Source organism: Kitasatospora sp. NPDC059827, from assembly GCF_042731675.1.
GTDB lineage: Bacteria > Actinomycetota > Actinomycetes > Streptomycetales > Streptomycetaceae > Kitasatospora.
The window spans coordinates 1-19513 of record NZ_JBHWIV010000058.1 but is presented as its reverse complement, the minus strand read 5'-3'; the positions used below and the strand labels follow the sequence as shown (position 1 = coordinate 19513).

20 protein-coding genes and 1 pseudogene are annotated in these 19513 nt (G+C 73.2%); 11 read left to right on the top strand and 10 right to left on the bottom strand.

The features are described from left to right. Positions 1 to 200: 200 nt before the first annotated feature. Positions 201 to 941, bottom strand: a complete 741-nt coding sequence (locus ACFV8H_RS29060) for an SMI1/KNR4 family protein (RefSeq protein ID WP_380405775.1) — start codon at positions 939 to 941, stop codon at positions 201 to 203. Positions 942 to 986: 45 nt separating this feature from the next. Here ACFV8H_RS29060 and ACFV8H_RS29055 point away from each other — a divergent pair, with 45 nt between their 5' ends. Beyond that, entirely contained in the window at positions 987 to 1826 is an 840-nt protein-coding gene (locus tag ACFV8H_RS29055; RefSeq protein WP_380405772.1) for a methyltransferase domain-containing protein, read from the top strand. A gap of 200 nt (positions 1827 to 2026) precedes the next feature. After that, positions 2027 to 2731, top strand: coding sequence for a DUF4328 domain-containing protein (locus tag ACFV8H_RS29050; RefSeq protein ID WP_380405770.1), 705 nt, complete (start codon positions 2027 to 2029; stop codon positions 2729 to 2731). A gap of 30 nt (positions 2732 to 2761) precedes the next feature. Here the strand turns inward: ACFV8H_RS29050 and ACFV8H_RS29045 are convergent, their stop codons facing one another. Next, positions 2762 to 3253, bottom strand: coding sequence for an SMI1/KNR4 family protein (locus ACFV8H_RS29045; RefSeq protein WP_380405767.1), 492 nt, complete (start codon positions 3251 to 3253; stop codon positions 2762 to 2764). Positions 3254 to 3287: 34 nt separating this feature from the next. Then, positions 3288 to 3842 carry an HAD domain-containing protein gene (locus ACFV8H_RS29040; protein WP_380405765.1) on the bottom strand — a complete coding sequence of 185 codons (555 nt, stop codon included), beginning with the start codon at positions 3840 to 3842 and terminating at the stop codon, positions 3288 to 3290. A 132-nt stretch (positions 3843 to 3974) separates the two neighbouring features. On the opposite strand from ACFV8H_RS29040, the gene ACFV8H_RS29035 reads away from it, so the two are divergent. Further along, positions 3975 to 5108, top strand: coding sequence for a hypothetical protein (locus ACFV8H_RS29035; protein WP_380405762.1), 1134 nt, complete (start codon positions 3975 to 3977; stop codon positions 5106 to 5108). 54 nt (positions 5109 to 5162) lie between these two features. Then, positions 5163 to 5735 (top strand): hypothetical protein, encoded by a 573-nt coding sequence (locus ACFV8H_RS29030; RefSeq protein WP_380405759.1) that lies wholly within the window; start codon positions 5163 to 5165, stop codon positions 5733 to 5735. A gap of 14 nt (positions 5736 to 5749) precedes the next feature. Here ACFV8H_RS29030 and ACFV8H_RS29025 read toward each other — a convergent pair whose 3' ends face one another. Genes ACFV8H_RS29025 through ACFV8H_RS29015 form a run of 3 tightly spaced genes read right to left on the bottom strand, consistent with a single transcriptional unit; the run spans position 5750 to position 8951 of the window. Further along, positions 5750 to 6343 carry a class I SAM-dependent methyltransferase gene (locus ACFV8H_RS29025; protein WP_380405756.1) on the bottom strand — a complete coding sequence of 198 codons (594 nt, stop codon included), beginning with the start codon at positions 6341 to 6343 and terminating at the stop codon, positions 5750 to 5752. Beyond that, entirely contained in the window at positions 6343 to 7044 is a 702-nt protein-coding gene (locus ACFV8H_RS29020; protein ID WP_380405753.1) for an aspartate/glutamate racemase family protein, read from the bottom strand. The genes ACFV8H_RS29025 and ACFV8H_RS29020 overlap by 1 nt, the downstream gene beginning before the upstream one ends. Before the next feature lie 47 nt (positions 7045 to 7091). Beyond that, positions 7092 to 8951, bottom strand: a complete 1860-nt coding sequence (locus ACFV8H_RS29015; RefSeq protein WP_380405750.1) for a CocE/NonD family hydrolase — start codon at positions 8949 to 8951, stop codon at positions 7092 to 7094. Between the two features lie 311 nt (positions 8952 to 9262). Between ACFV8H_RS29015 and ACFV8H_RS29010 the strand changes: the two genes are divergently transcribed. Further along, positions 9263 to 10399, top strand: coding sequence for a HoxN/HupN/NixA family nickel/cobalt transporter (locus tag ACFV8H_RS29010; protein WP_380405747.1), 1137 nt, complete (start codon positions 9263 to 9265; stop codon positions 10397 to 10399). 106 nt (positions 10400 to 10505) lie between these two features. On the opposite strand, the gene ACFV8H_RS29005 is transcribed toward ACFV8H_RS29010, so the two are convergent. Beyond that, complete coding sequence (locus tag ACFV8H_RS29005) at positions 10506 to 11444, bottom strand: SGNH/GDSL hydrolase family protein (protein WP_380405744.1); 939 nt, start codon at positions 11442 to 11444, stop codon at positions 10506 to 10508. A gap of 358 nt (positions 11445 to 11802) precedes the next feature. Between ACFV8H_RS29005 and ACFV8H_RS29000 the strand changes: the two genes are divergently transcribed. The 3 genes from ACFV8H_RS29000 (at position 11803) to ACFV8H_RS28990 (ending at position 14459) form a co-directional block, all read left to right on the top strand. Then, positions 11803 to 12225 carry a (2Fe-2S) ferredoxin domain-containing protein gene (locus tag ACFV8H_RS29000; RefSeq protein WP_375890259.1) on the top strand — a complete coding sequence of 141 codons (423 nt, stop codon included), beginning with the start codon at positions 11803 to 11805 and terminating at the stop codon, positions 12223 to 12225. Between the two features lie 117 nt (positions 12226 to 12342). After that, a complete protein-coding gene (locus ACFV8H_RS28995; protein ID WP_350510191.1) occupies positions 12343 to 12597 on the top strand; it encodes a hypothetical protein in 255 nt (84 codons plus the stop codon). A gap of 194 nt (positions 12598 to 12791) precedes the next feature. Next, positions 12792 to 14459, top strand: a complete 1668-nt coding sequence (locus ACFV8H_RS28990; protein ID WP_380405741.1) for a fibronectin type III domain-containing protein — start codon at positions 12792 to 12794, stop codon at positions 14457 to 14459. A 45-nt stretch (positions 14460 to 14504) separates the two neighbouring features. Here ACFV8H_RS28990 and ACFV8H_RS28985 read toward each other — a convergent pair whose 3' ends face one another. Further along, on the bottom strand, positions 14505 to 14837 hold the full coding sequence (locus ACFV8H_RS28985; RefSeq protein ID WP_360245635.1) for a YnfA family protein: 333 nt from the start codon (positions 14835 to 14837) through the stop codon (positions 14505 to 14507). A 19-nt stretch (positions 14838 to 14856) separates the two neighbouring features. Continuing rightward, on the bottom strand, positions 14857 to 16071 hold the full coding sequence (locus ACFV8H_RS28980) for a pyridoxal phosphate-dependent aminotransferase (RefSeq protein WP_375890264.1): 1215 nt from the start codon (positions 16069 to 16071) through the stop codon (positions 14857 to 14859). 97 nt (positions 16072 to 16168) lie between these two features. Between ACFV8H_RS28980 and ACFV8H_RS28975 the strand changes: the two are divergent. Both ACFV8H_RS28975 and ACFV8H_RS28970 read left to right on the top strand, forming a co-directional pair. Continuing rightward, positions 16169 to 16552: pseudogene (locus ACFV8H_RS28975) on the top strand (winged helix-turn-helix transcriptional regulator); the annotation flags it as partial. A gap of 286 nt (positions 16553 to 16838) precedes the next feature. Beyond that, a complete protein-coding gene (locus tag ACFV8H_RS28970) occupies positions 16839 to 17648 on the top strand; it encodes an SGNH/GDSL hydrolase family protein (RefSeq protein ID WP_380405737.1) in 810 nt (269 codons plus the stop codon). A gap of 4 nt (positions 17649 to 17652) precedes the next feature. Here the strand turns inward: ACFV8H_RS28970 and ACFV8H_RS28965 are convergent, their stop codons facing one another. Then, entirely contained in the window at positions 17653 to 18324 is a 672-nt protein-coding gene (locus tag ACFV8H_RS28965) for a GNAT family N-acetyltransferase (protein ID WP_380405734.1), read from the bottom strand. A 157-nt stretch (positions 18325 to 18481) separates the two neighbouring features. On the opposite strand from ACFV8H_RS28965, the gene ACFV8H_RS28960 reads away from it, so the two are divergent. Then, a complete protein-coding gene (locus ACFV8H_RS28960) occupies positions 18482 to 19414 on the top strand; it encodes a pentapeptide repeat-containing protein (protein ID WP_380405732.1) in 933 nt (310 codons plus the stop codon). Positions 19415 to 19513: the final 99 nt, after the last annotated feature.

Below are 19513 nucleotides of genomic sequence, written 5' to 3'. Positions count from 1 at the left end.
ATTCCCCCCACGGAGCCGTCCGGCGGCGGCTGGAGAGACAGGTCGACTGTCTGCGTGTACGGAAAGAAGAGGAACAACGCCTGCGGGTGACTCTCCGGAGCCCTTCGCCCACCCCGGTCGCCGGTGACCGAGTGCGTGGGCCTGTCGCCACATCAACGCAACCAGCTTACACACGCGAGGGGTTGGCCCGATGCGAATCCTCAGTGCCCGCAGTTCTCCTCGCCCCAGGTGTCGAACCAGCGGAGCCAGATGGGTGTCTCCTTGCCGACCGTCCGCCGCCCGCGCTCGGCTTCCCGTTGCTCCGGGGTGATCAGTGGCTCCTCGCGGACCAACCAGTCGAGGTACCACTCGGCGAAGCTCGCCGGCCGCCCCTCGTCCGTCAGCAGCGGGTTGAGGCGGTCGCAGGTCGGGCGGCCGTCGAACCACATGGTGCCGCGGTGCGGGCCGGTGACGACGAGCAGGGCGGCGAAGCCGTGGCCGTGGCCCTGGAGGAACACGGCGCCGGTGGCCCGGTCGCGCTCCGCCGCCTCTGCCGCCTCCGTCCAGGCGGTGCGGGCGGCGAGCCACTCCTCGGGGCGCTGGTGGCCCTCTTCGCGCGGGGGGTTGTCCCAGCAGGCGTCCGCCGCGGCCAGCGCGGAGTCGTGGTCGGGGAACGGCGTGCCGAGGCGGGACAGTTCGGTGGACTCGTCGCCCGCCCAGTGCCAGCCGTCCGGCCCCTCCCGCAGTTCCCGGGGGAAGCGGCCGCCCGCGCTGACCCGGAGCAGGAACGCGCGGTAGTCGGCCGGGAAGGTGATGCCGAACTGGCGTTCCGCCGCGCCGACCTGGGCCTCGGTGAGCGGCGGCGCCGGGGCCTCCTCGGCCGCCCCGGCGCCGTAGCCGGCCCGCTTCTCGTACAGCGCGCGCAGCCGCCGCCCCACCTGGTTCCAGTCCGTGTCCCGCACGGTCGGTCACCTTAGCGACCGGTCTCCGCTCCTACACTGGCGGCCATGGCAGACCCCCAGCCCTTCTCGGCCTTCCGCGTGCCCGACGCCGACCCGGAGGTCGTCGAGCGGCTGGTCACCGTGCTGGACGTCCAGGCGGCGAACGCCGGTGTGCGGCGGCTCCGCGCGTGGGCGCACACACACCTCGCCGTCCGCCCCGGTGAGCGGGTACTGGACATCGGCTCCGGTACCGGTTCGGAGACCCTCGTCCTCGCGGCCGCGGTCGGCCCGGACGGCGCCGCGACCGGCCTCGAACCGAACCCCGGCCTGCGCGCCGTCGCCGAGCGTCGTGCCGCCGAGGCGGGCAGTGCGGCGCGGTTCCTCGACGGTGACGCGCTGGCCCTGCCGTTGCCCGACGGTGCGGTGGACGCGGTCCGGTGCGAGCGCGTCCTCCAGCACCTGACCGACCCGGCGGGGGCCGTCGCCGAGATGGCGCGGGTGCTGCGCCCGGGCGGGCGGGTCGCGCTGCTGGACACCGACTGGTCCACGCTCCTCCTCCACCCGGCCGCCGCGGAGGCCCGGACTGCGCTGACCGGCGTCACCCTGGCCAACTCCGCCACCCCGGAGGCCGGACGCCGCCTGACGGGCTGGCTCTCGGCAGCCGGTCTGACCGTCGACCACGTCGGCGCCGACGTGCTGCTGCACGACCCCGACACCGTCCCCTGGCCGCTCCTGGGCGGCCTCGCCACGGTGGCCGTCGGCCGCGGGCTGCTCACCGAGGCGCAGCGCGACGACCTGTACGCCGAACTCACGGCCGCGGCCGAGCGGCGTGCTTTCCACCTCTCCGTGACGATGTTCGCCGCGGTCGCCCACCGGTCGGACGGCCCCGCCCCGTCCACCGGTTGAGTTCGCCTGCACAGGAAGTCGGCCCGGTCGACTTCCTGTGTACCCTCCCGGCCTGTCCGAGGGTGCCGCCATACTGGCGGCGCACATAGCTCGCGCACGTACCACGCGCACGCAGGCTCGTGCACGTACTCGCACACGAAGCTGCCGGGGCGCCGAGGTGGTGCCCCGTCACGCTGGTCCACTCCTGGAGCCGTTCACCCATGTCCTCGCCCGCCGCGTACCGGTCGCCGAGATCGCTCGCCACCGCCGCCACCGTTCTGCTCGTCGTCTGCGGTGCGCTCACCGTCTTCCGACTCGTCGCCGACTCCCTCCTGTACCGCGCGGCGGGTGACCTGCCGAGCGGCGTCGAGTTCGGTGACGGCAGCGCGTTCGGCCCCTCGTACGGGCTCCAGATGCTCGCGTACCTGCTCTACAGCCCGGCCCTGATGGGATCGACGGTCGCCTTCCTCGGCTGGTTCCACCGGGTGCGGGTGAACGCCGAGTGGCTGAGTCCGCATGGGCACCGGCACAGCCGCGGCTGGGCCGTCGGCGGCTGGTTCACGCCCGTGGTCTTCCTCTGGTTCCCGTGGCGGATCGCCTGCGACATCTGGCAGGCCGGCGTCCGGCCGGACGCGTCCGGGGTGCGGACGCCGCTCCCGACGACGGTCGTCAACGCCTGGTGGGTCAGCTTCTGCCTGTTCAACGTGATGGACGCGGTGGGAAGCCAGGTGACCGACGGGGCGCGCCACCCGGACCAGTACCAGCAGGGCGTGGCCTGGCTGATCGCCTCCGACGCGCTCCAGCTGGTCGCCGCCGTCCTGGCCGTCCTGGTGGTGCGGACGGTGACGGCCATGCAGGAGGAACGTTTCGCCGAGCACAGCGCCGCCACCTCGTACGGGGTGTACGTCTCGGCCGTCGAGGGCTGAGCCACCCCCGCTCCGCCGAGGCGGCACGGCTCAGGCGTATGCCTCGGGATCGGTGAGTCCCTCCACGAACTCCTGGAAGTCCGCGGCCAGGGGGAGTTCGGATCGGAAGTCGGCGTCGAACCAGCCGACCGTGGGGGTCGGACCCGTCCGGTAGTCCAGGGCGATCCAGCAGGGGCCGCTACCACTGAGGAGCACGAGCGGAGCCGGCAGGCCCCACTCCCCGACCAGGTAGGCGCTGTCGAGCAGGGACAGCGTCCCGGGGCGGTGGCCGATCCCCATCAGGTGCTCGAAGGGCACGTGGTCCGAGGCCCAGGAGGTCGGTGCCGAGGTCGGGAAGGCGCACAGGCCGTCCGTGACCTGTCCACCGTTCTGGAGCCGGAGCAGTGCCACCAGGGAGGCGGGGAGACTCACCCCCAGGGTGTGTTCGGCCTGGTGGACGAGCTGATCGGTCAGTGGCGGCTGAACGCCGCGGTCGACGGAGCCGTCCCAGAAGACATCCTGCAGAACCTCGAAGCCGGGCATGGGCGGCATCCTACGAGGCGCCGCCCGCCGCGCCTCAGCCCGGGACGCCGCCCGCCCAGGCCGCCAGCCGGCCGAAGTCGTCCGCCGTCAGGCCGACCTTCGGGTCGACGTGGTGCAGCAGCGCCGGGCCGGGGTGGTGGGCCGCGACCCAGGCGCGGTCCGCGTCCGTGATGTTGTCGTCGACCCAGGCGAAGGGGCGGCCCCGCGCCCAGGCGACGATCTCCGGGGTCTTCCAGAACACCCCGCCGGCCGGCTCCGGCCGGGGCTCGGACCAGGCGATGTACGGCAGTTCGGGCAGCCCCAGCAGCGGGCCGATGAAGGAGTTGGCCTCCTCCTCCCAGGTCGTCGCCCACACCAGCTCGAAGGGCAGCGCCGCCAGGGCCGGCCCGTGCTCAGGGTTGAGCCACACCCGCAGCGGCTTCGGCGCCTTGTGCGGCAGCCCCCACAGGGCGAGCCGCCGCCGCTCGTGGGCCACCCAGCGCGGGGTCAGCAGTCGGTGGGTCCGGTAGCCCTGCGGCCGCCGGTGCGGCTTCGCCGCATCCGGGTTCAACGGACCGTCCACGTCCAGCAGCAACGCCGGCCGCACCATCCCGCACCTCCTCGATAGTCGTCGAACGGTACCGGGTGGAGCGGTCGTGCCGAAGCGGATATCTCCGCCCGCCCGCTGTCGTAGGCGGCGGGCAAGCTGTGTCCCATGACGCTCGCTCAGCCTCTGCCTCCCATGGCACAGTCCGTGGCGCCGCCCGTGGCACCGCCGTGGCGGCGCCCGCTGCGGCGCCTGCACCACCGGACGGTGGAACGGCGCGCGGCCACCGGGGCGAAGGATCTCCGGGCTGTCCTGGGAGTGCCGCTCGACGGGGGACTGCTGCGCCGCGCCCTGACGTACCAGGCCGAGGGGCAGGTCGTGCTCCGGATCCTCGTCACCGGCTTCCTCACGGTGATGGTGACCGGGTTCCTCTTCGTGGCGATGAAGGGGAACTGCACGCCCGGGGGATGGCTCCCGGGGCCGGGTGCCGAGCCCAGCCCCTGCCCGACCCACCGGTACAAGGTGACCGTGGCGCAGGTGATCGGCCTCGCGGCAGCCGCGTTCACGGTGGCGGCCGTGCTGCGCAACGCAGTGGGGGCCGTCGCCGTCCGGCCCGCCTGCAAGCCGGTGTTCACGGCGCTCGACGTCCTGCGGGCGTGCGCCCAGGCCTGTGAGCCAGGTGCGGGGCACCCGGAGGCTGCCCGGCTGAGCAAGAAGGCACAGGCCTTGGGGCAGGCCCTGGTCGATGCGGCGGGCCCGGTCGCGAGCGACTACGGAGCCCGGCCGACCACTCGCAAGCGGTTGCGCCAACACGCCCGGCTGGTCGCCGCCCTCCTGGAACGGACCGCCGACGAGCTGCTGCCGGACCGGGACCGCGCCACCCGGAAACTGGCCGAACTGGCGGCGGTGATCGCCGAACAGGTCGCCGATGGACAGTTCACCAACCTGCTCAGGGAGCACGGGCAGCCACCGGACCTGCCGACGAGCGCCCCCGAGTCTCCGGACCGCGCCGACGGACGACGGCTGGCCGTGGCGGCCGTGACGGCGCTACTGGTCACCATCTCCCTGGCCGTCACGACCGGGATGCTCGGTCTGCCCGCCTTCGTCACCGCGCCCCTGGCGGCGATCACCGTCCCGCTCCTCACCTTCCTGCTGCTGGCGCACCGCTTCGGCCTCAGCGAGGCAGTGCGCCTCGTCCAGGTCCTGCGGACGGTGCGCGGGGAGAACCCCGTGGAGCCCACGGCCGCGCCCGAGCGGCAGGAAGCCGGGTCGGACACCGGTGGTGACCCGCCCGCCGGGGAGGCTCGGGGTGCGGGGAACTCCGCCTGAGATTGCCGGGAAGCGGCATGGTGCACGAGCGGTGAGTGGGTCTACGGTCGCGCGGTGAGTGCTTCCACCGCTGCCGTCCGAAGACGGCGTACGTTCTTCGCCGTCGGCTGGGCCGTCCTCCTGCTGGCGATCGTCCTGCCGCCGCTGGTGGTCGGGCCGGCCTTCGTGGATTCGGGGGCGCCGATCGTGTCCGGGCTGGTGGCCGCGATCGGGCCCGCGATCCTGCTGGACGCGGGCACCGCGCGGCGCAAGGGCTGGCGGGTGGCCGGCGGCGTGGTCCGGGCCCGTACCTGGTCGGGTGCGCGGGAGGTGGACCTGACCGACCTCGCGACCGTACGGGCCTGGGAGATGCCGTCGAAGTCGTCCGGTTCGGCGACGCTGGTGTCCGTGGCCGACCGCTCCGGCGGGTGGGTGATCCTCACCGTCGCCGACAAGCACATGCACCTGCTCACCGACGCGGTGCGCAGCCACGGCGCCGGTTATGTCTCGCCGTGGGCCCAGGCGCTGCTGGGCCTCAAGCCGACCCGGTGGTACGTCTCCGGAGCGCGGATGCTCGGATTCGCCGTGGTCTCGATCGCGCCGCTGGTGGCGGGTGCGCTGCTGGCCGCGGCGGCCGCCCAGCGCTGACCGGCCCGGAGGCCTCAGGGCTTCCGCCAGGTCAGCGAGTAGCGCCGCAGGACGTGCCACCGGTAGCGCACCCCGGGCAGCACCTGCCCGGCGGTCTCCCGCACCTCCCGGTAGCTCATCACGGGGGCGGCCGTCGGCATGCCCTCCGGGCCGGACGCCCGCCGCAGGGCCTTCACGGCCCGTACCAGCGGCGCGGCCGCGACCCACCGGGCCCGGTCCGCCACCGTCTCCTCCCTGGCCAGGCCGACCACCACCAACACCCCGCCGGGGCGCAGCAGTTCCCGCATCCTGGTGAGCGCGGCCGTGAAGTCCATGTGGTGCACGGCCGTCACCGAACAGATGAAGTCGAAGCCGCCGGTGGGCAGTTCGAGGGTGAGGAAGTCCCCCTCCAGGAAGGTGATGTCACCGTGGGCGGCCCGCGCCCGCGCGACCATCCCCGCGTCGCTGTCCACCCCGACCACCCGCCCGCACCGCGGCGCGAGCTTCGCCGCCAACAGCCCGTCCCCGCATCCGACATCGAGCGCGGCCCCGCACCCGGGCGGCACCGCCCGCAGGATCCCGGGGTGCCGCGCCACGTTGGTGTTCCAGTACGGGGTTGCGTCGCGCATCAGGCCCGCTCGTCGGCGAGGGCGGCGGTGACGGCGGCCTCCGCGTGGAGGCGGGCGGTGGGGAAGAGGGGGACGGGGCTGTCCTCGGGGTGGACGAGGAGTTCGATCTCGGTGCAGCCGAGGATGATGCCTTCGGCGCCGGCGGCGACCAGGTCGGCGATGACGCGGCGGTAGGCGGCGCGGGATTCCTCGTGGACGAGGCCGAGGCAGAGTTCCTGGTAGATCACCCGGTGGACCAGGGCGCGGGATTCGGGGCCGGGGACGAGGACGTCCAGGCCGTTGGTGGTCAGGCGGCCGCGGTAGAAGTCCTGTTCCATGGTGAAGGCCGTGCCCAGCAGGCCGACGCGGCGCAGGCCGGCCGCGTGGACGGCGTCGGCGGTGGCGTCGGCGAGGTGCAGCAGGGGGATGGAGACGGCTTCGGCGACCTGGTCGGCGACCTTGTGCATGGTGTTGGTGCAGATCAGCAGCAGGTCGGCGCCGGCGGCCTCCAGGCCGCGGGCGGCTTCGGCGAGGATCGCCCCGGCGTCCTCCCAGTGCCCGGCCGCCTGGAGCCGTTCGATGTCGGCGAAGTCGACGGAGTGCAGCACCAGTCGGGCGGAGTGGAGGCCGCCGAGCCGGTCGCGGGTGAGTTCGTTGAGGGTGCGGTAGTACTCGGCGGTGGATTCCCAGCTCATGCCGCCGATCAGGCCGAGGGTCTTCATGGGCCAGTTATAAGCCAAGGGAGACGGGGAAGGCAATTGTATAAGGATTACTTTGAGGAGCTATCCCGCGCCACCCGGTGCTGCCATTCCCGGGCGAACACCACCGACCCCGCCTCCAGCGCCCGCAGCTGCACCACGCTGAGGAAGTGCCCGGCGTCGCAGCGCAGTTGGGTGCGGGTCTGGACGGTCACGTCCCAGCCGATGTCCGGCCGCTCCAGCCGTACGGTGCGGTCGGTGCGGGCCTGGGCGCTGAGCGGGGCGCCGGTGAGGATGCGGTAGGCGGTGACGGTGTGCTCGTCGCGGACCAGGCCGTCGGGGTGGGTGCGGGTGCCGTCGGTGGCGGGGGAGAGTTCGGTGCGCCACTCGTGGCGGCCGATGTCGTGCACGGTGACGTGTTCGGGCCGGGCGGTGAGCGGTTCGGTGAGGTGGATGTCCGGCGGGTCGGGCAGGGTGGGGGCCGCGAGGGTGACGGGTGCGGCGCCGGCGTCCGCGGCGAGGTGGCGGACGGGCAGGACGAGGGTGGAGTGGGACGGGTCGAGGGCGTACCCGGTGTCGTCCGCGTTCGGCCACACCCACGGCCAGTAGACGGAGGAGAGCGCCAGCCGCAGCCGGTGCCCGGCCGGGACGGTGGCCGCGCAGGCCGCGAGTTCGACCTCGACGTCCGGGCCGGCGGCGGTCAGCACGCCGCGGGTGAGCAGGGCGGAGGTGCCGTCGGGGCCGACCGCGCACAGCCGGGCGACGACCTGGGCGGGCCCGCCGCCGGAGCGCAGCCGCAGCCGGGCGGTGGGCGCGCCGAGCAGTTCGACGGGTTCGGGCAGCGGCTGGGAGTCGAAGCAGACCGAGCGGCCGTCCTCCTCGCGCTGGTCCGGCGGCTGGTCGGCGGGGCGGCCGTGCGGGACGTAGGCGCCGGCGTTGAGGCCGGTGTGCTGCGGGGAGCGGACGGGGACGTACCGGTCGTGGGAGGCGGTGCCGGCGGTGCGCAGCTGGCCGTCGAGGTCGTAGTGGATCTCCCGGACGTCGGGGGAGGGCCAGGCGTCCTCGCCGGTCCAGCGGGTGCTGATCCAGCTGCGCAGGGCGGGTTCCTTGACGGCGCCGGTGTCGATGCCGCGCAGCCAGTGGTCCCACCAGCGCAGGGTCTCGGGCAGGGCGGCCTCGGGCAGGCCGTGCGGCCAGGGGCCGAGCAGGGCGCGTGCGGTGGGGGACTCGGCGAGCAGGCGCAGCACGAAGGAGCAGGACGGGTCGCCCCAGCCGGCCACGGCGAGGACCGGGACGGACACCGGCACGGTGGTGTCCCCGGCGGCGAGCCAGGCGTCGACGGGGGGTTCGAGGGATTCGAGCCGGGCCAGCCAGCCGGGCCGCCAGGCGTCGCCGAGGCGGCGCGGGTCCGGGGGGAGCGCGGCGTCGGCGATCAGGGCGGTGAGCCGGGTGTGCAGGTCGGCGGCGAGGACGGCGCCGCCGAGCCGGTGGCCGCCTTCGGGGCAGGCGGTGACGGCCGCGCCGACGGTCTCGGGTGCCCGGGCGGCCAGGCGCAGCGCGGTGGTGCCGGCCGCGCCGACGCCGAGCAGGCCGACCCGGCCGTTCGCCCAGGGGCGGCGGGCGAGCCAGTCGACGGCGGCGGCGCCGTCGGTGAGTTCCTGCTCGCCGCCGGGTTCGCCGGGCAGGCCGCCGGAGTCGCCGTGGCCGCGGGTGTCGACCCGGACGGCGGCGTAGCCGTGGCCCGCGTACCAGGGGTGGCGGCGGGCGTCCTCGGCGGCGGTGCGGTCGCCGAGGCGGTCGGCCGAGTACTCCAGCAGGACGGGGACGGGCTCGTCGCTGACCGGGCGCCAGAGTCGGGCGGCGAGTTCCGTGCCGTCGGGCAGCGGGATGCGCAGGTCCTCGCGGGTGGTGTGGAAGGGGTACGACGGCATGGCCGCTCCCATCGGGGTCCCGGGCCGGTGAGCGCCGAGCGGCCCGCGGCGCGTTCGGGGGTCGCGCCGCGGGCTCGGCCCCTCCGACCCTAGGGGAGGAATCGGGCGATTTCCTGATGAGGGGCCCGCAGTGGTGACGCTGCGCAGGCGTGCGGCGGCCGGACGCGCGCCCCTGGCCTGCGCCGTCGTGGTTCGGTTCGCCGCCGTCCGGCATCTGCACATGACTTGCAACTGCTCGCCGGAGAGGGGAAAGATGGCCCAGCTTTCTCCGGACCGCCCGAGTCCGGACCGCCCGAAAGAAGGACCACACGATGCCCAGCGCCGCCACAGCCGCCCCGGCAGGTGCCCCAGCCGTCAGATGGCGCGACCGGCTCACCCGCGAGGAGTGGATCCGGCTGGCCGGGATGGGCGGCTTCATCCTCGCGCTGCACGTCATCGGCTGGTTCACCCTGCTCGCGCTGGTGGCGCCCGAGCACTACGACGTCGGCGGCCAGGTCTTCGGCGCGGGCATGGGCCTGACCGCCTACACCCTCGGGATGCGGCACGCCTTCGACGCGGACCACATCGCGGCGATCGACAACACCACCCGCAAGCTGATGGGCCAGGGCAAGCGACCGCTGTCGGTCGGCTTCTGGTTCTCGCTCGGGCACTCCTCGATCGTCTTCGGCCTCTGCGCGCTGCTGGCCTTCGGCATCCGCACGCTCGCGGACCAGGTCCAGGCGGACGACTCGACCCTGCACAAGATGACGGGTCTGATCGGCACCGCGGTCTCCGGCAGCTTCCTGCTGCTGCTCGGCCTGATCAACCTGGGCGCCTTCAACGGGATCCTCAAGGTGTTCCGCCGGATGCGCGTCGGCGAGTACGACGAGGCGGAGCTGGAGCGCCAGTTGGAGCGGCGCGGGCTGATGAACCGGATCCTCGGGAAGGTCACCCGGGCGGTCACCAAGCCCTGGCACATGTACCCGGTGGGCCTGCTGTTCGGGCTGGGCTTCGACACCGCGACCGAGGTGTCCCTGCTGGTGCTGGCCGGCGGCGCGGCGGCGTTCTCGCTGCCCTGGTACGCGCTGCTGACGCTGCCGATCCTGTTCGCGGCCGGGATGAGCCTGCTGGACACCATCGACGGCTCGTTCATGAACTTCGCCTACGAGTGGGCGTTCTCCAAGCCGGTCCGCAAGATCTACTACAACCTGACGGTCACCGGCCTGTCGGTGCTGGTCGCGCTGGTCATCGGCCTGGTCGAGCTGATCGGCCTGCTCGGCGAGAAGCTGGACATCACCAGCGGGCCGATCGCCTGGATCGGCGGGCTGGACCTCAACTTCGTCGGCTACGCGATCGTCGGCCTGTTCGTGCTGACCTGGGCCGGGGCGATCGCGTTCTGGAAGTTCGGCCGGGTCGAGGAGAAGTGGTCGGCGGGGCTGGCGGCGGGCTCCGCGACCGACGCCGAGTAGCGTGCTGCCCGCAGACGGGCCGAGGATGGCCCGAGGACGGCCCGAGGGGCCGGTGACCAGACCCTGGTCACCGGCCCCTCGTGGCTCTCCACGACGGACGGGCAGGCTACTTGAGCGCGGCGAGCACCGCGTCCGCCATCACCTTCTCGCCGGTGGCGTTGGGGTGGAACGGTACGGCGGGCGAGCCGGGCAGGGCGCCCTCGATCCAGCGGTCGTCCGAGCAGACGTCGTGCCCGCGGGTCGGCGTCGCGGTGTCCACGTACGTCGCGCCGTTGGCGGCCGCGGTGGACTTGAGGGCGGCGTTCAGCTTGTCGAGCACGCCGTGCATGTACTCCACGTCGCCGGGGGTCACCGGCTGGCGCAGGACGCAGGTCGAGCCGTCGGCGGGCAGCACGGACGGGTAACCGACCAGCAGCACCCGGGCCTTGGGGGCCTTGGCGTGGATCTGCCGGAGGGTGGTGGCGATCTGGGGGGCGATGGTGGTGGTGATCCGCTCGGCCAGGTCGTCGTTGCCGTACTGCCAGGACCACGTCCGCCAGTCGAAGTAGCCGTGGTGGTAGACGTCCTTGCAGGGCGTGCCGAGCGGGTTGACGACCGCGCCGGCGACGCAGGTGGCGACGAGCTCACCGAGGCCGAGGTCGCTGGCGGCGAGGTCGTTGCCGCCGATCCCGAGGGTGACCAGGTCGGTGTCGCCGGTCACCGAGTCCAGCTGCGGGTCGTTGACCCGGATGAAGGCGTCGTACTGGGGCTGCGTCATGGCCTTGACCTTGGCGGCCGCGCAGGTGACGTCGGTGTACGCGCCGGCCTTGAGCGAGGCGGCGACCAGGTGGCCGTAGTTGTGGTCGGAGCGCAGGCACAGGCCGGCCGACTGGCCGGGGACGCCGGCGCCGGCGGCGTAGGAGTCGCCGAGGGCCACGTAGTGCTTCGGCGCGGGGGTGGCCGCCTGGGCGGTGGTGGAGGTGAGCGCGAGGGCGGCGCCGACGGCGACGGCCGCGAGGGCGCTGGAATTACGGAGTCGCCGGGAATTCCGGGCAGGGCGGAGCACGGTTCCTCCTGGGGGGAGAGAAACGACGGGTGGGGGGGGGTCGTGCCGAGCCGGGCCACAGCTACTACTCGCAGGTAAGTTACTTCCAGGTTTCGTGGCCGTCCATAGGTGACGGAGGAATTTCCGGAAATCCCGTCAGATGACACCGGGTGCCATTTCGAATTCCGCTCCACCGCGTTTCGGAATTGCCGCCGATACGTGCGGGAGAGGGAATTCGGTTCACTCGGCGGGGGCGGTCGGGGTGGTCGGGGCGCCCAGGGCCCCGGGCGGCCTCGATGCCCGGTGGGCTGACAGGTACAGTTCCGGTGCAGAGCGTGCCGCCGAACCGGGCCGCCGACCAGGAGGGGGACCAGCGGGGATGAGCCGCCGAGAGCGCGACCGTGACCGCGACCGCGACGGCAAGCGGGGCACCGGTGCCCCGGTGACCGTCACCGTCTGCCGCGACTGCTGCTGCGGCAGCCTGACCAAGCACCCCGAGGTGGACCACGCGGGCCAGTTCGAGCGACTGCGGACGGCGGTCGGCTCGGCGGGCCGGGTCCGGGGGTCGAAGTGCCTGGACGTCTGCTCCCAGTCCAACGTGGTGGTGGTCGGCCCGTCCAGCGAGGGGCGGGCGGCGGGGGCGCGTCCGGTCTGGTTCGGCTTCGTGCTGATGGACGAGATGATCGACGACATCGCCGCCTGGGTGCGGGCGGGCGGCCCCGGCGTCGCCGAGCCGCCCGGGCTGCTCGACCTCCAGCTGATCTCGGTCTCCCGTCGGGTCCGCGAGGGCCTGCCGGAGTGACCGCGGGGACCGCGAGGTGCTGACGGTTCGTCAGATCGACGTCCCGGCACGGCTCCGGGGTCGGCCCACTACCATGACCGGTGGCGTCGAGCCGTTCCGCGCAACGGGAGGAAGACGATGACGACGGTCTGCCGCATCTGCGCGGGCACCGGCCGGACCGCCGGCCTCAACTGCCGTACCTGCCAGGGCACCGGCACCACCGAGGTGGGCGGCGGGGGCGGCAACTGCTTCCTCTGCGACGGAACCGGGGTGTACGTGCGCTACCGGGTGGACGCGACCGGCGCCAAGCAGGCGTACCGGGACGAGATCTGCCGCACCTGCGACGGCACCGGCAACCGGTCGGCGAACCTCTGGGACGAGCCGTCCTCCTGAGCGGTCCTCCGGGGTGGGCCCTCGAACCGCCCGAACCACCCGCCCGGCCGGGGCCGATGATCCGCCATCACTTCGATGTGGACATGCTCTTTACCGAACCATGGTCGAACGTTGGTGTTCGAGTGGCCGATGCGCTGACCCCCGTTCACCGGAAGTCCGTGCGCGGTCAACGCGCCGCTGACAGAGTCCCGCGCATGGATATCCCCAACATGGGCGTGCCGGCCAAGCTTGCCGACCGCATGAGCATGGCCGAGCAGCACGAGTACCTGCGGGCCCGCTTCTCCCGCCGCCGGATGCTGCGCGCCGGTGCCGTCACCGTGGGCGCCGTCGCCGTCGGCGGTGCCCTGGGCAGCGCGCCGGCCTTCGCCGCCCCGGCGAGCCCCCAGCTCCTGACGGGTGCCACGACGGCCGGCATCGACGGCGCGCTGGTCGCGCCGGTCGGGCGTCACCTCCAGTTCGGCGCCGAGCCGGACACCCAGTTCCGCATCTCCTGGCAGGTCCCGGCGCCGGTCAAGAAGCCGTTCCTGCGCTTCGGCAAGCACCCGTGGGAGCTGAGCCACAAGATCCAGGCCGAGGTCCGCGCGCTGCACACCCCGGCGCTGACCCCGACCGGCAAGCCGGTGGACCAGTACTACCTGCACGTGGCGCTGGAGGACCTCCAGCCCGACACCACCTACTACTACGGCGTCGGCCACGAGGGCTTCGACCCGGCCTCGCAGCAGCAGATCTCCACCCTGCACACCTTCCGCACCGCGCCCTCCCGCGACCACCGCTGGGGCAAGGTGTACGAGCCGTTCACCTTCACCGCCTTCGGCGACCAGGGCGTCAGCGCCCACGCGGCCGGCAACGACAACATCATCAAGGCCCAGAAGCCGGCCTTCCACCTGCACGCCGGCGACATCTGCTACGCCGACCCGGCCGGTTCCGGCACCGACCCGGACAAGTCCGTCTTCAACGCCAAGACCTGGGACGACTTCCTGGTCCAGACCGAGACGGTCGCCGCCGACATCCCGTGGATGGTCGCCTACGGCAACCACGACATCGAGGCCTGGTACTCGCCGAACGGCTACGGCGGCGAGAACGCCCGCTTCTTCCTGCCGGACAACGGCCCGGACCCGCGCCAGGTCCCCGGCGTCTACACCTTCCGGTACAAGAACGTCGGCGTCATCTCGCTGGACGCCAACGACGTCTCCTACGAGATCCCGGCCAACCTGGGCATCTCGGCGAACAAGCAGACCAAGTGGCTGGAGCGTACCCTCAAGGACCTGCGCAACGACGAGACCGTCGACTTCGTCGTGGTCTTCTTCCACCACTGCGCCTTCTCCACCACCGTCGCCCACGCCTCCGAGGGCGGCGTCCGCGAGGCCTGGGTGCCGCTGTTCGAGAAGTACCGGGTGGACCTGGTCATCAACGGCCACAACCACATCTACGAGCGCACCGACGCCATCCTCGGCAACAAGGTCTCGAAGCAGGTGCCGAGCGGCGCCACCATCGAGCCGGTCAAGGACGGCGTGGTCTACGTGACCGCGGGCGCGGCCGGCCGCAGCCTGTACAACTTCGCGACCCCGGACACCTACGAGGGCCACGAGAACCACCAGGACGAGGTGCAGAGCTACTACTGGAGCAAGGGCCGGGTGAAGACCCCCGAGACCATCCAGTGGTCGCGGGTCCGCTACACCGGCTACTCCTTCATCAAGGTCGACGTCACCCCGGCCCACCTGGGCCAGAAGTCGTCCATGAAGGTCACCGCGCTGGCCGAGAACGGCACCCGGATCGACCACTACACGATCCTGCGCAAGGTCGGCGAGGGCTGGGACTCCAACAGCGACGACGACGGCCAGGGCGGCGGCTGGGGCTGGTAGCCCCCGAACCCCCCTGCCGGGCCCCGGTGTCGAGGAGCGAAGCCCTCAGCGCCGGGGCCCGTACATGATCACGCCGACCCCGGCCAGGCAGATCAGCGCGCCCAGCACGTCGTAGCGGGTCGGCCGGAAGCCGTCCACGGCCATGCCCCACAGCAGCGAGCCGGCCACGAACACCCCGCCGTAGGCGGCCAGCACCCGGCCGAACTCGGCGTCCGGCTGCAGCGCCGCCACGAAGCCGTACACGCCCAGCGCCACCACGCCCAACCCGGCCAGCCACCACGGCCGTTGCTCCCGCACGCTCTGCCAGACCAGCCAGCAGCCGCCGATCTCGGCGACGGCCGCGAGGGCGAACAGGACGACGGAGCGCAGAACGGTCATGGTCCGTGAGCGTACGGGCTCAGACCTGCCGGTACGTGGCCAGGAAGCGCCCGATCCGGTTGATCGCCGTCTCCAGGTCGTCGGCGCGCGGCAGGGTGACGAAGCGGAAGTGGTCCGGGCGGGGCCAGTTGAAGCCGGTGCCCTGGACGACGTGGATCTTCTCGCGCAGCAGCAGGTCCAGCACGAAGCGCTCGTCGTCGACGATCCGGTGCACCGCCGGGTCGAGCTTGGCGAAGGCGTACAGCGCGCCCTTGGGCTTGACGCAGCTGACCCCGGGGATCTCGTTGAGCGCCTTGACCGCGATGTCGCGCTGCTCGGTGAGCCGGCCGCTCGGCAGGACCAGGTCGTTGATCGACTGGTGGCCGCCGAGCGCGGCCTGGACGGCGTACTGCGCGGGCACGTTGGGGCACAGCCGCATGCCGGAGAGCATGGTCAGGCCCTCCAGGTAGTCGGTGGCGTGCTGCTTGGGGCCGGAGACGACCAGCCAGCCGCTGCGGAAGCCGGCCACCCGGTAGGCCTTGGAGAGGCCGTTGAAGGTGAGGGTGAGCACGTCCTCGGCGAGCGCGGCCAGGCAGTGGTGCTCGGTGCCGTCGTAGAGGATCTTGTCGTAGATCTCGTCGGCCAGCACCATCAGCTGGTGGCGGCGGGCCAGGTCGAGGATCCCCTCCAGCAGCTCCTTCGGGTAGACCGCGCCGGTCGGGTTGTTGGGGTTGATGACGACGATCGCCTTGGTGCGGGCGGTGATCTTGGCGGCGATGTCGTCGAGGTCCGGGTACCACTCGGCCTCCTCGTCGCACAGGTAGTGCACGGCCTTGCCGCCGGCCAGCCGGACGGAGGCCGTCCACAGCGGGTAGTCGGGCATCGGGACGAGCACCTCGTCGCCGTCGTCCACCAGGGCGGTGATCGCCATCTGGATCAGCTCGGAGACGCCGTTGCCGAGGTAGACGTCGTTGACGCCGACGCCCTGGACCCCGCGCTGCTGGTAGTACTGCACCACGGCGCGGCGGGCCGGCAGGATGCCGCGCGAGTCGCTGTAGCCGTGTGCCGAGGGCAGGTTGCGGATGATGTCCTGGATGATCTCCTCGGGCGCCTCGAAGCCGAACGGCGCCGGGTTGCCGGTGTTCAGCCGCAGCACGCTGTGCCCGGCCTCCTCCAGGGCGTTGGCCTGGTCGACCACCGGACCCCGGATCTCGTAGCACACGTCGTTCAGCTTGCTCGACTGCCGAAACTCCATCTGCGGCCTCCCGACCGTCACCACCGCTCCGCTGCTGCCGCTTTGTTCTACCAAGTAGGCACTTGGAAAGTCCAACCTTTTGGCTATGCTGATCCACATGTCACGCCGAAGCTACGACCAGTACTGCGCCGTCGCCCGCGCCCTGGACGCGGTGGGGGAGCGCTGGAGCCTCCTGATCGTCCGTGAACTCCTGCGCGGCCCGCGCCGCTACACCGACCTGCACGCCGACCTGCCCGGGGTCTCCACCGACATCCTGGCCGCCCGGCTCAAGCAGCTGGAGGGCGAGGGGCTCGCGGAACGGCGGCGGCTGGAACGGCCCGCCAACGCCACGGTGTACGAGCTGACCGACCGGGGGCGCGAACTGCGACCGGTGATCGAGGCCCTGGGGGAGTGGGGGCTCGGCGCCCTCGGCGACCAGCGGCCCACCGACGCGGTCCGGGAGCACTGGTTCACGGCTCCGGGCGCCGGTGCGGGCGCGGGCGCGGGTGTCGCGGCGGCCGTCGGGGGCTGAACGGGCGCTGGGCGGAGGCTGGGCGGGCGCCGGGCGCTGGGCGCCATCCGCTGGGCGGGGGCTGAGCGGGGCGGCGGCAAGGCCCCCGTCGCCGGCCGCCGCCCCGTGGCCCCAGGATGGCGCAGGGCGATAAACGAACACTGGACGCCGAATGAGCGGCCGGGCCCCCGCGACACTGGTTGGCAAGTGCACACGTACGATCGTCGGATCGCTGAGTCGTCTCAGCGGAGCCAACTCAGGAGAGCGGAGGCAGCCCGTGCCCGCCACCAGCCGCAGTTACACCAGCTACGTCGCCGTCGGGGACTCCTTCACCGAGGGCATGTGCGACGACCTCCATCCCGACGGCCACTACCGCGGCTGGGCCGACCGGGTCGCCTCCGCGCTCGCCGCCGAGAGCGGGTCCGAGGGCGGGTCCGAGGGTGGATCCGACGGCTTCCGGTACGCCAACCTCGCCGTCCGCGGCAAGCTCATCGGCCAGATCCACGACGAACAGCTCCCCGCCGCCGCCGGGATGGGCGCCGACCTCGTCACCCTGGCCGGCGGCCTCAACGACGTGCTGCGCCCCGGCTGCGACATCGACCGGGTCGAGCGGCTGTTCGGCCGCTGCGCCGCCGAACTGCGCGCCACCGGCGCCACCGTCGTCCTGTTCACCAGCACCGACCCCAGCCGCAGGAAGGCCGGCGGCGCCCGGCTGCTGCCCGCCATCCTGCGGATGAAGGCCTTCGTCCAGGAACTCGGGCGGCAGGACGGCTACGCCGTCGTCGACCTGTTCTCCGCGCCCTGCTTCGACGACCGCCGGCTCTGGGCCGAGGACCGGCTGCACCTCTCGCCCGAGGGCCACCGCCGGGTCGCCGAAGGCGTCCTGGAGGCCCTCGGCCGCCCGGCCGCCTTCGACTGGCGCGCCCCGCTGCCCGCCGTCGCCCCGCCCGGCCGCGCCGAGCGGCTGCGCTCCGACGCCCGCTGGCTGGGCACCCACCTCGGCCCCTGGATCGGCCGCCGCCTCACCGGCCGCTCCTCCGGCGACGGCCGGCCGCCGAAGCGGCCGGAGCTGCTGCCGTTCCCCTAGTCGATTAGTCCACCCAGCTCCGCTCGGGCTTCCCCGCCTCCAGGACCAGGCTCGCCATCGGGGCGTGGGTGGTCCAGCCGAGGGCCCGGTAGAGCCCCTGGCCGTCCGCCGTGCCGACCAGGACGCCGGTGCGGGCGCCCGCCTCGTACGCGCCGGACAGCAGGGCCCGCATCACCACCGAGCCCAGGCCCCGGCGGCGGTGCTCGGGGGCGGTGCCGATCTGGTCCGGTACGGCCACCGGGCCGGCCAGGCCCACCTGGCCGCGGGCGGCGAGGTGCCCGTCCGTGCTGCGCACCAGGGCGCGCAGCACGCCGCCCCTGGTCCAGGTGGTCAGGGTGTAGCCGGCCGGCGGCTGCGCCCGCTCGGGGGTGAGCGCGGTGGTCATCAGGAAGCCGGGGTGGTCCAGCCGCCACTGCGGGCCCAGCCAGGGCCGTACCGTCCCGTCCTCGGCGAAGAGCTTGAGCCAGGTGGTCGGCGCGGTGGTCGCCCCGGCGAGCGCGCGGACGGCCTCCTCGGTCGGCTCGGGCAGCACGTACCGCCCCACCTCCCGGTCCGGCGCACCGACGTCGATGCTCCAGCCCCAGGGCCGCTCCACCGGGTCGGCGGCGCCCCGGGAGACGGTCCAGCCGCTGATCCACATCCGGACCAGCTCGGTGACGTTCGACTCCGGTGTCATGTGCGGCATCGTGTGCGGCATCGTTCGGATCCCCCGCATGTAATGGTCTCCGCTTGCCTGCATACCTTACCCAGGCGGAGGGCGGCCTGCCCAGTAATCTTGACGGGTTCGACCTGCCGGCTCCCGCCGGCGCCCAGCAACCGGAAGGACCCCGGACGTGAGCGAGACCGAGCCGCCGCAGGACCCCACGGCGGCCGCGCCGACCCCGCTCCGCTCCGACTGCGGCAGCTGCTTCGGACTGTGCTGCGTCGCCCTGCCCTTCGCGGCCACCGCCGACTTCGCGGTGAACAAGGCCGCCGGCACCCCCTGCCGCAACCTGCAGACGGACTTCACCTGCGGGATCCACGCCCGCCTCCGCGACAGCGGCTTCCAGGGCTGCACCGTCTACGACTGCTTCGGCGCCGGCCAGCGGGTCTCCCAGGTCACCTTCGGCGGGGTCAGCTGGCGGGAGGAACCCGCCACTGCCAAGCCGATGTTCGACGTCTTCCCGATCGTCCGGCAGCTCCACGAACTGCTCTGGTACCTCACCGAGGCGCTCACCTTCGCCCCCGCCCGGCCCGTCCACGCCGAGCTGCGGCAGGCCCTGGAGGAGACCGACCGCCTCGCCTCCGGCACCCCCGAGGAACTCCTCGCCGTCGACGTCGCGGCCCACCGCGGCCGGATCAGCGAGCTCCTGCTGCGGGCCGGCGAACTCGTCCGCGCCGCCGTCCCCCGCCGCCGCGAGCACCGCGGCGCCGACCTCTTCGGCGCCCGTCTGCGCGGCGCCGACCTCCAGGGCGCCAACCTGCGCGGCGCCCTCCTGGTCGCCGCCGACCTCTCCGGCGCCGACCTGCGCCTCGCCGACCTCATCGGCGCCGACCTCCGCGACGCCGACCTCTCCGGCGCCGACCTCAGCACCGCCCTCTTCCTCACCCAGGCCCAGCTCAACGCCGCCCGCGGCGACGCCACCACCCGCCTCCCGGCCGCCCTCACCCGCCCCACCCACTGGCCCGCCACCGCCCCGACGGGCGCGACCCCCGGCAATGGCAAGCCCCGCAGCGGCCCCCGCCCCCAGAACGGCACCCGCTCCGGCAGACCGCGCCGCCGCTAGGGTCCGTCTTCAAACTCCCGTCGTCCGCCCGGAGGGCGGGCGGGGCGGCGTTGGGGTGCGTGCATCGCAAGGCGGAGGAGGGAGCCCAATGCAGCGCAT

Excerpts from the sequence above, each read along its gene's own strand:
- ACFV8H_RS29040 (WP_380405765.1), bottom strand. The coding sequence starts at position 3,842 with ATGGTGCGGCCGGCGTTGCTGCTGGACGTGGACGGTCCGTTGAACCCG.
- ACFV8H_RS29055 (WP_380405772.1), top strand. The coding sequence starts at position 987 with ATGGCAGACCCCCAGCCCTTCTCGGCCTTCCGCGTGCCCGACGCCGAC.
- ACFV8H_RS29025 (WP_380405756.1), bottom strand. The coding sequence starts at position 6,343 with ATGCGCGACGCAACCCCGTACTGGAACACCAACGTGGCGCGGCACCCC.
- ACFV8H_RS29010 (WP_380405747.1), top strand. The coding sequence starts at position 9,263 with ATGCCCAGCGCCGCCACAGCCGCCCCGGCAGGTGCCCCAGCCGTCAGA.
- ACFV8H_RS29035 (WP_380405762.1), top strand. The coding sequence starts at position 3,975 with ATGGCACAGTCCGTGGCGCCGCCCGTGGCACCGCCGTGGCGGCGCCCG.
- ACFV8H_RS28985 (WP_360245635.1), bottom strand. The coding sequence starts at position 14,837 with ATGACCGTTCTGCGCTCCGTCGTCCTGTTCGCCCTCGCGGCCGTCGCC.
- ACFV8H_RS29045 (WP_380405767.1), bottom strand. The coding sequence starts at position 3,253 with ATGCCCGGCTTCGAGGTTCTGCAGGATGTCTTCTGGGACGGCTCCGTC.
- ACFV8H_RS29050 (WP_380405770.1), top strand. The coding sequence starts at position 2,027 with ATGTCCTCGCCCGCCGCGTACCGGTCGCCGAGATCGCTCGCCACCGCC.
- ACFV8H_RS29015 (WP_380405750.1), bottom strand. The coding sequence starts at position 8,951 with ATGCCGTCGTACCCCTTCCACACCACCCGCGAGGACCTGCGCATCCCG.
- ACFV8H_RS28995 (WP_350510191.1), top strand. The coding sequence starts at position 12,343 with ATGACGACGGTCTGCCGCATCTGCGCGGGCACCGGCCGGACCGCCGGC.
- ACFV8H_RS29000 (WP_375890259.1), top strand. The coding sequence starts at position 11,803 with ATGAGCCGCCGAGAGCGCGACCGTGACCGCGACCGCGACGGCAAGCGG.
- ACFV8H_RS28980 (WP_375890264.1), bottom strand. The coding sequence starts at position 16,071 with ATGGAGTTTCGGCAGTCGAGCAAGCTGAACGACGTGTGCTACGAGATC.
- ACFV8H_RS29020 (WP_380405753.1), bottom strand. The coding sequence starts at position 7,044 with ATGAAGACCCTCGGCCTGATCGGCGGCATGAGCTGGGAATCCACCGCC.
- ACFV8H_RS28990 (WP_380405741.1), top strand. The coding sequence starts at position 12,792 with ATGGATATCCCCAACATGGGCGTGCCGGCCAAGCTTGCCGACCGCATG.
- ACFV8H_RS28965 (WP_380405734.1), bottom strand. The coding sequence starts at position 18,324 with ATGACACCGGAGTCGAACGTCACCGAGCTGGTCCGGATGTGGATCAGC.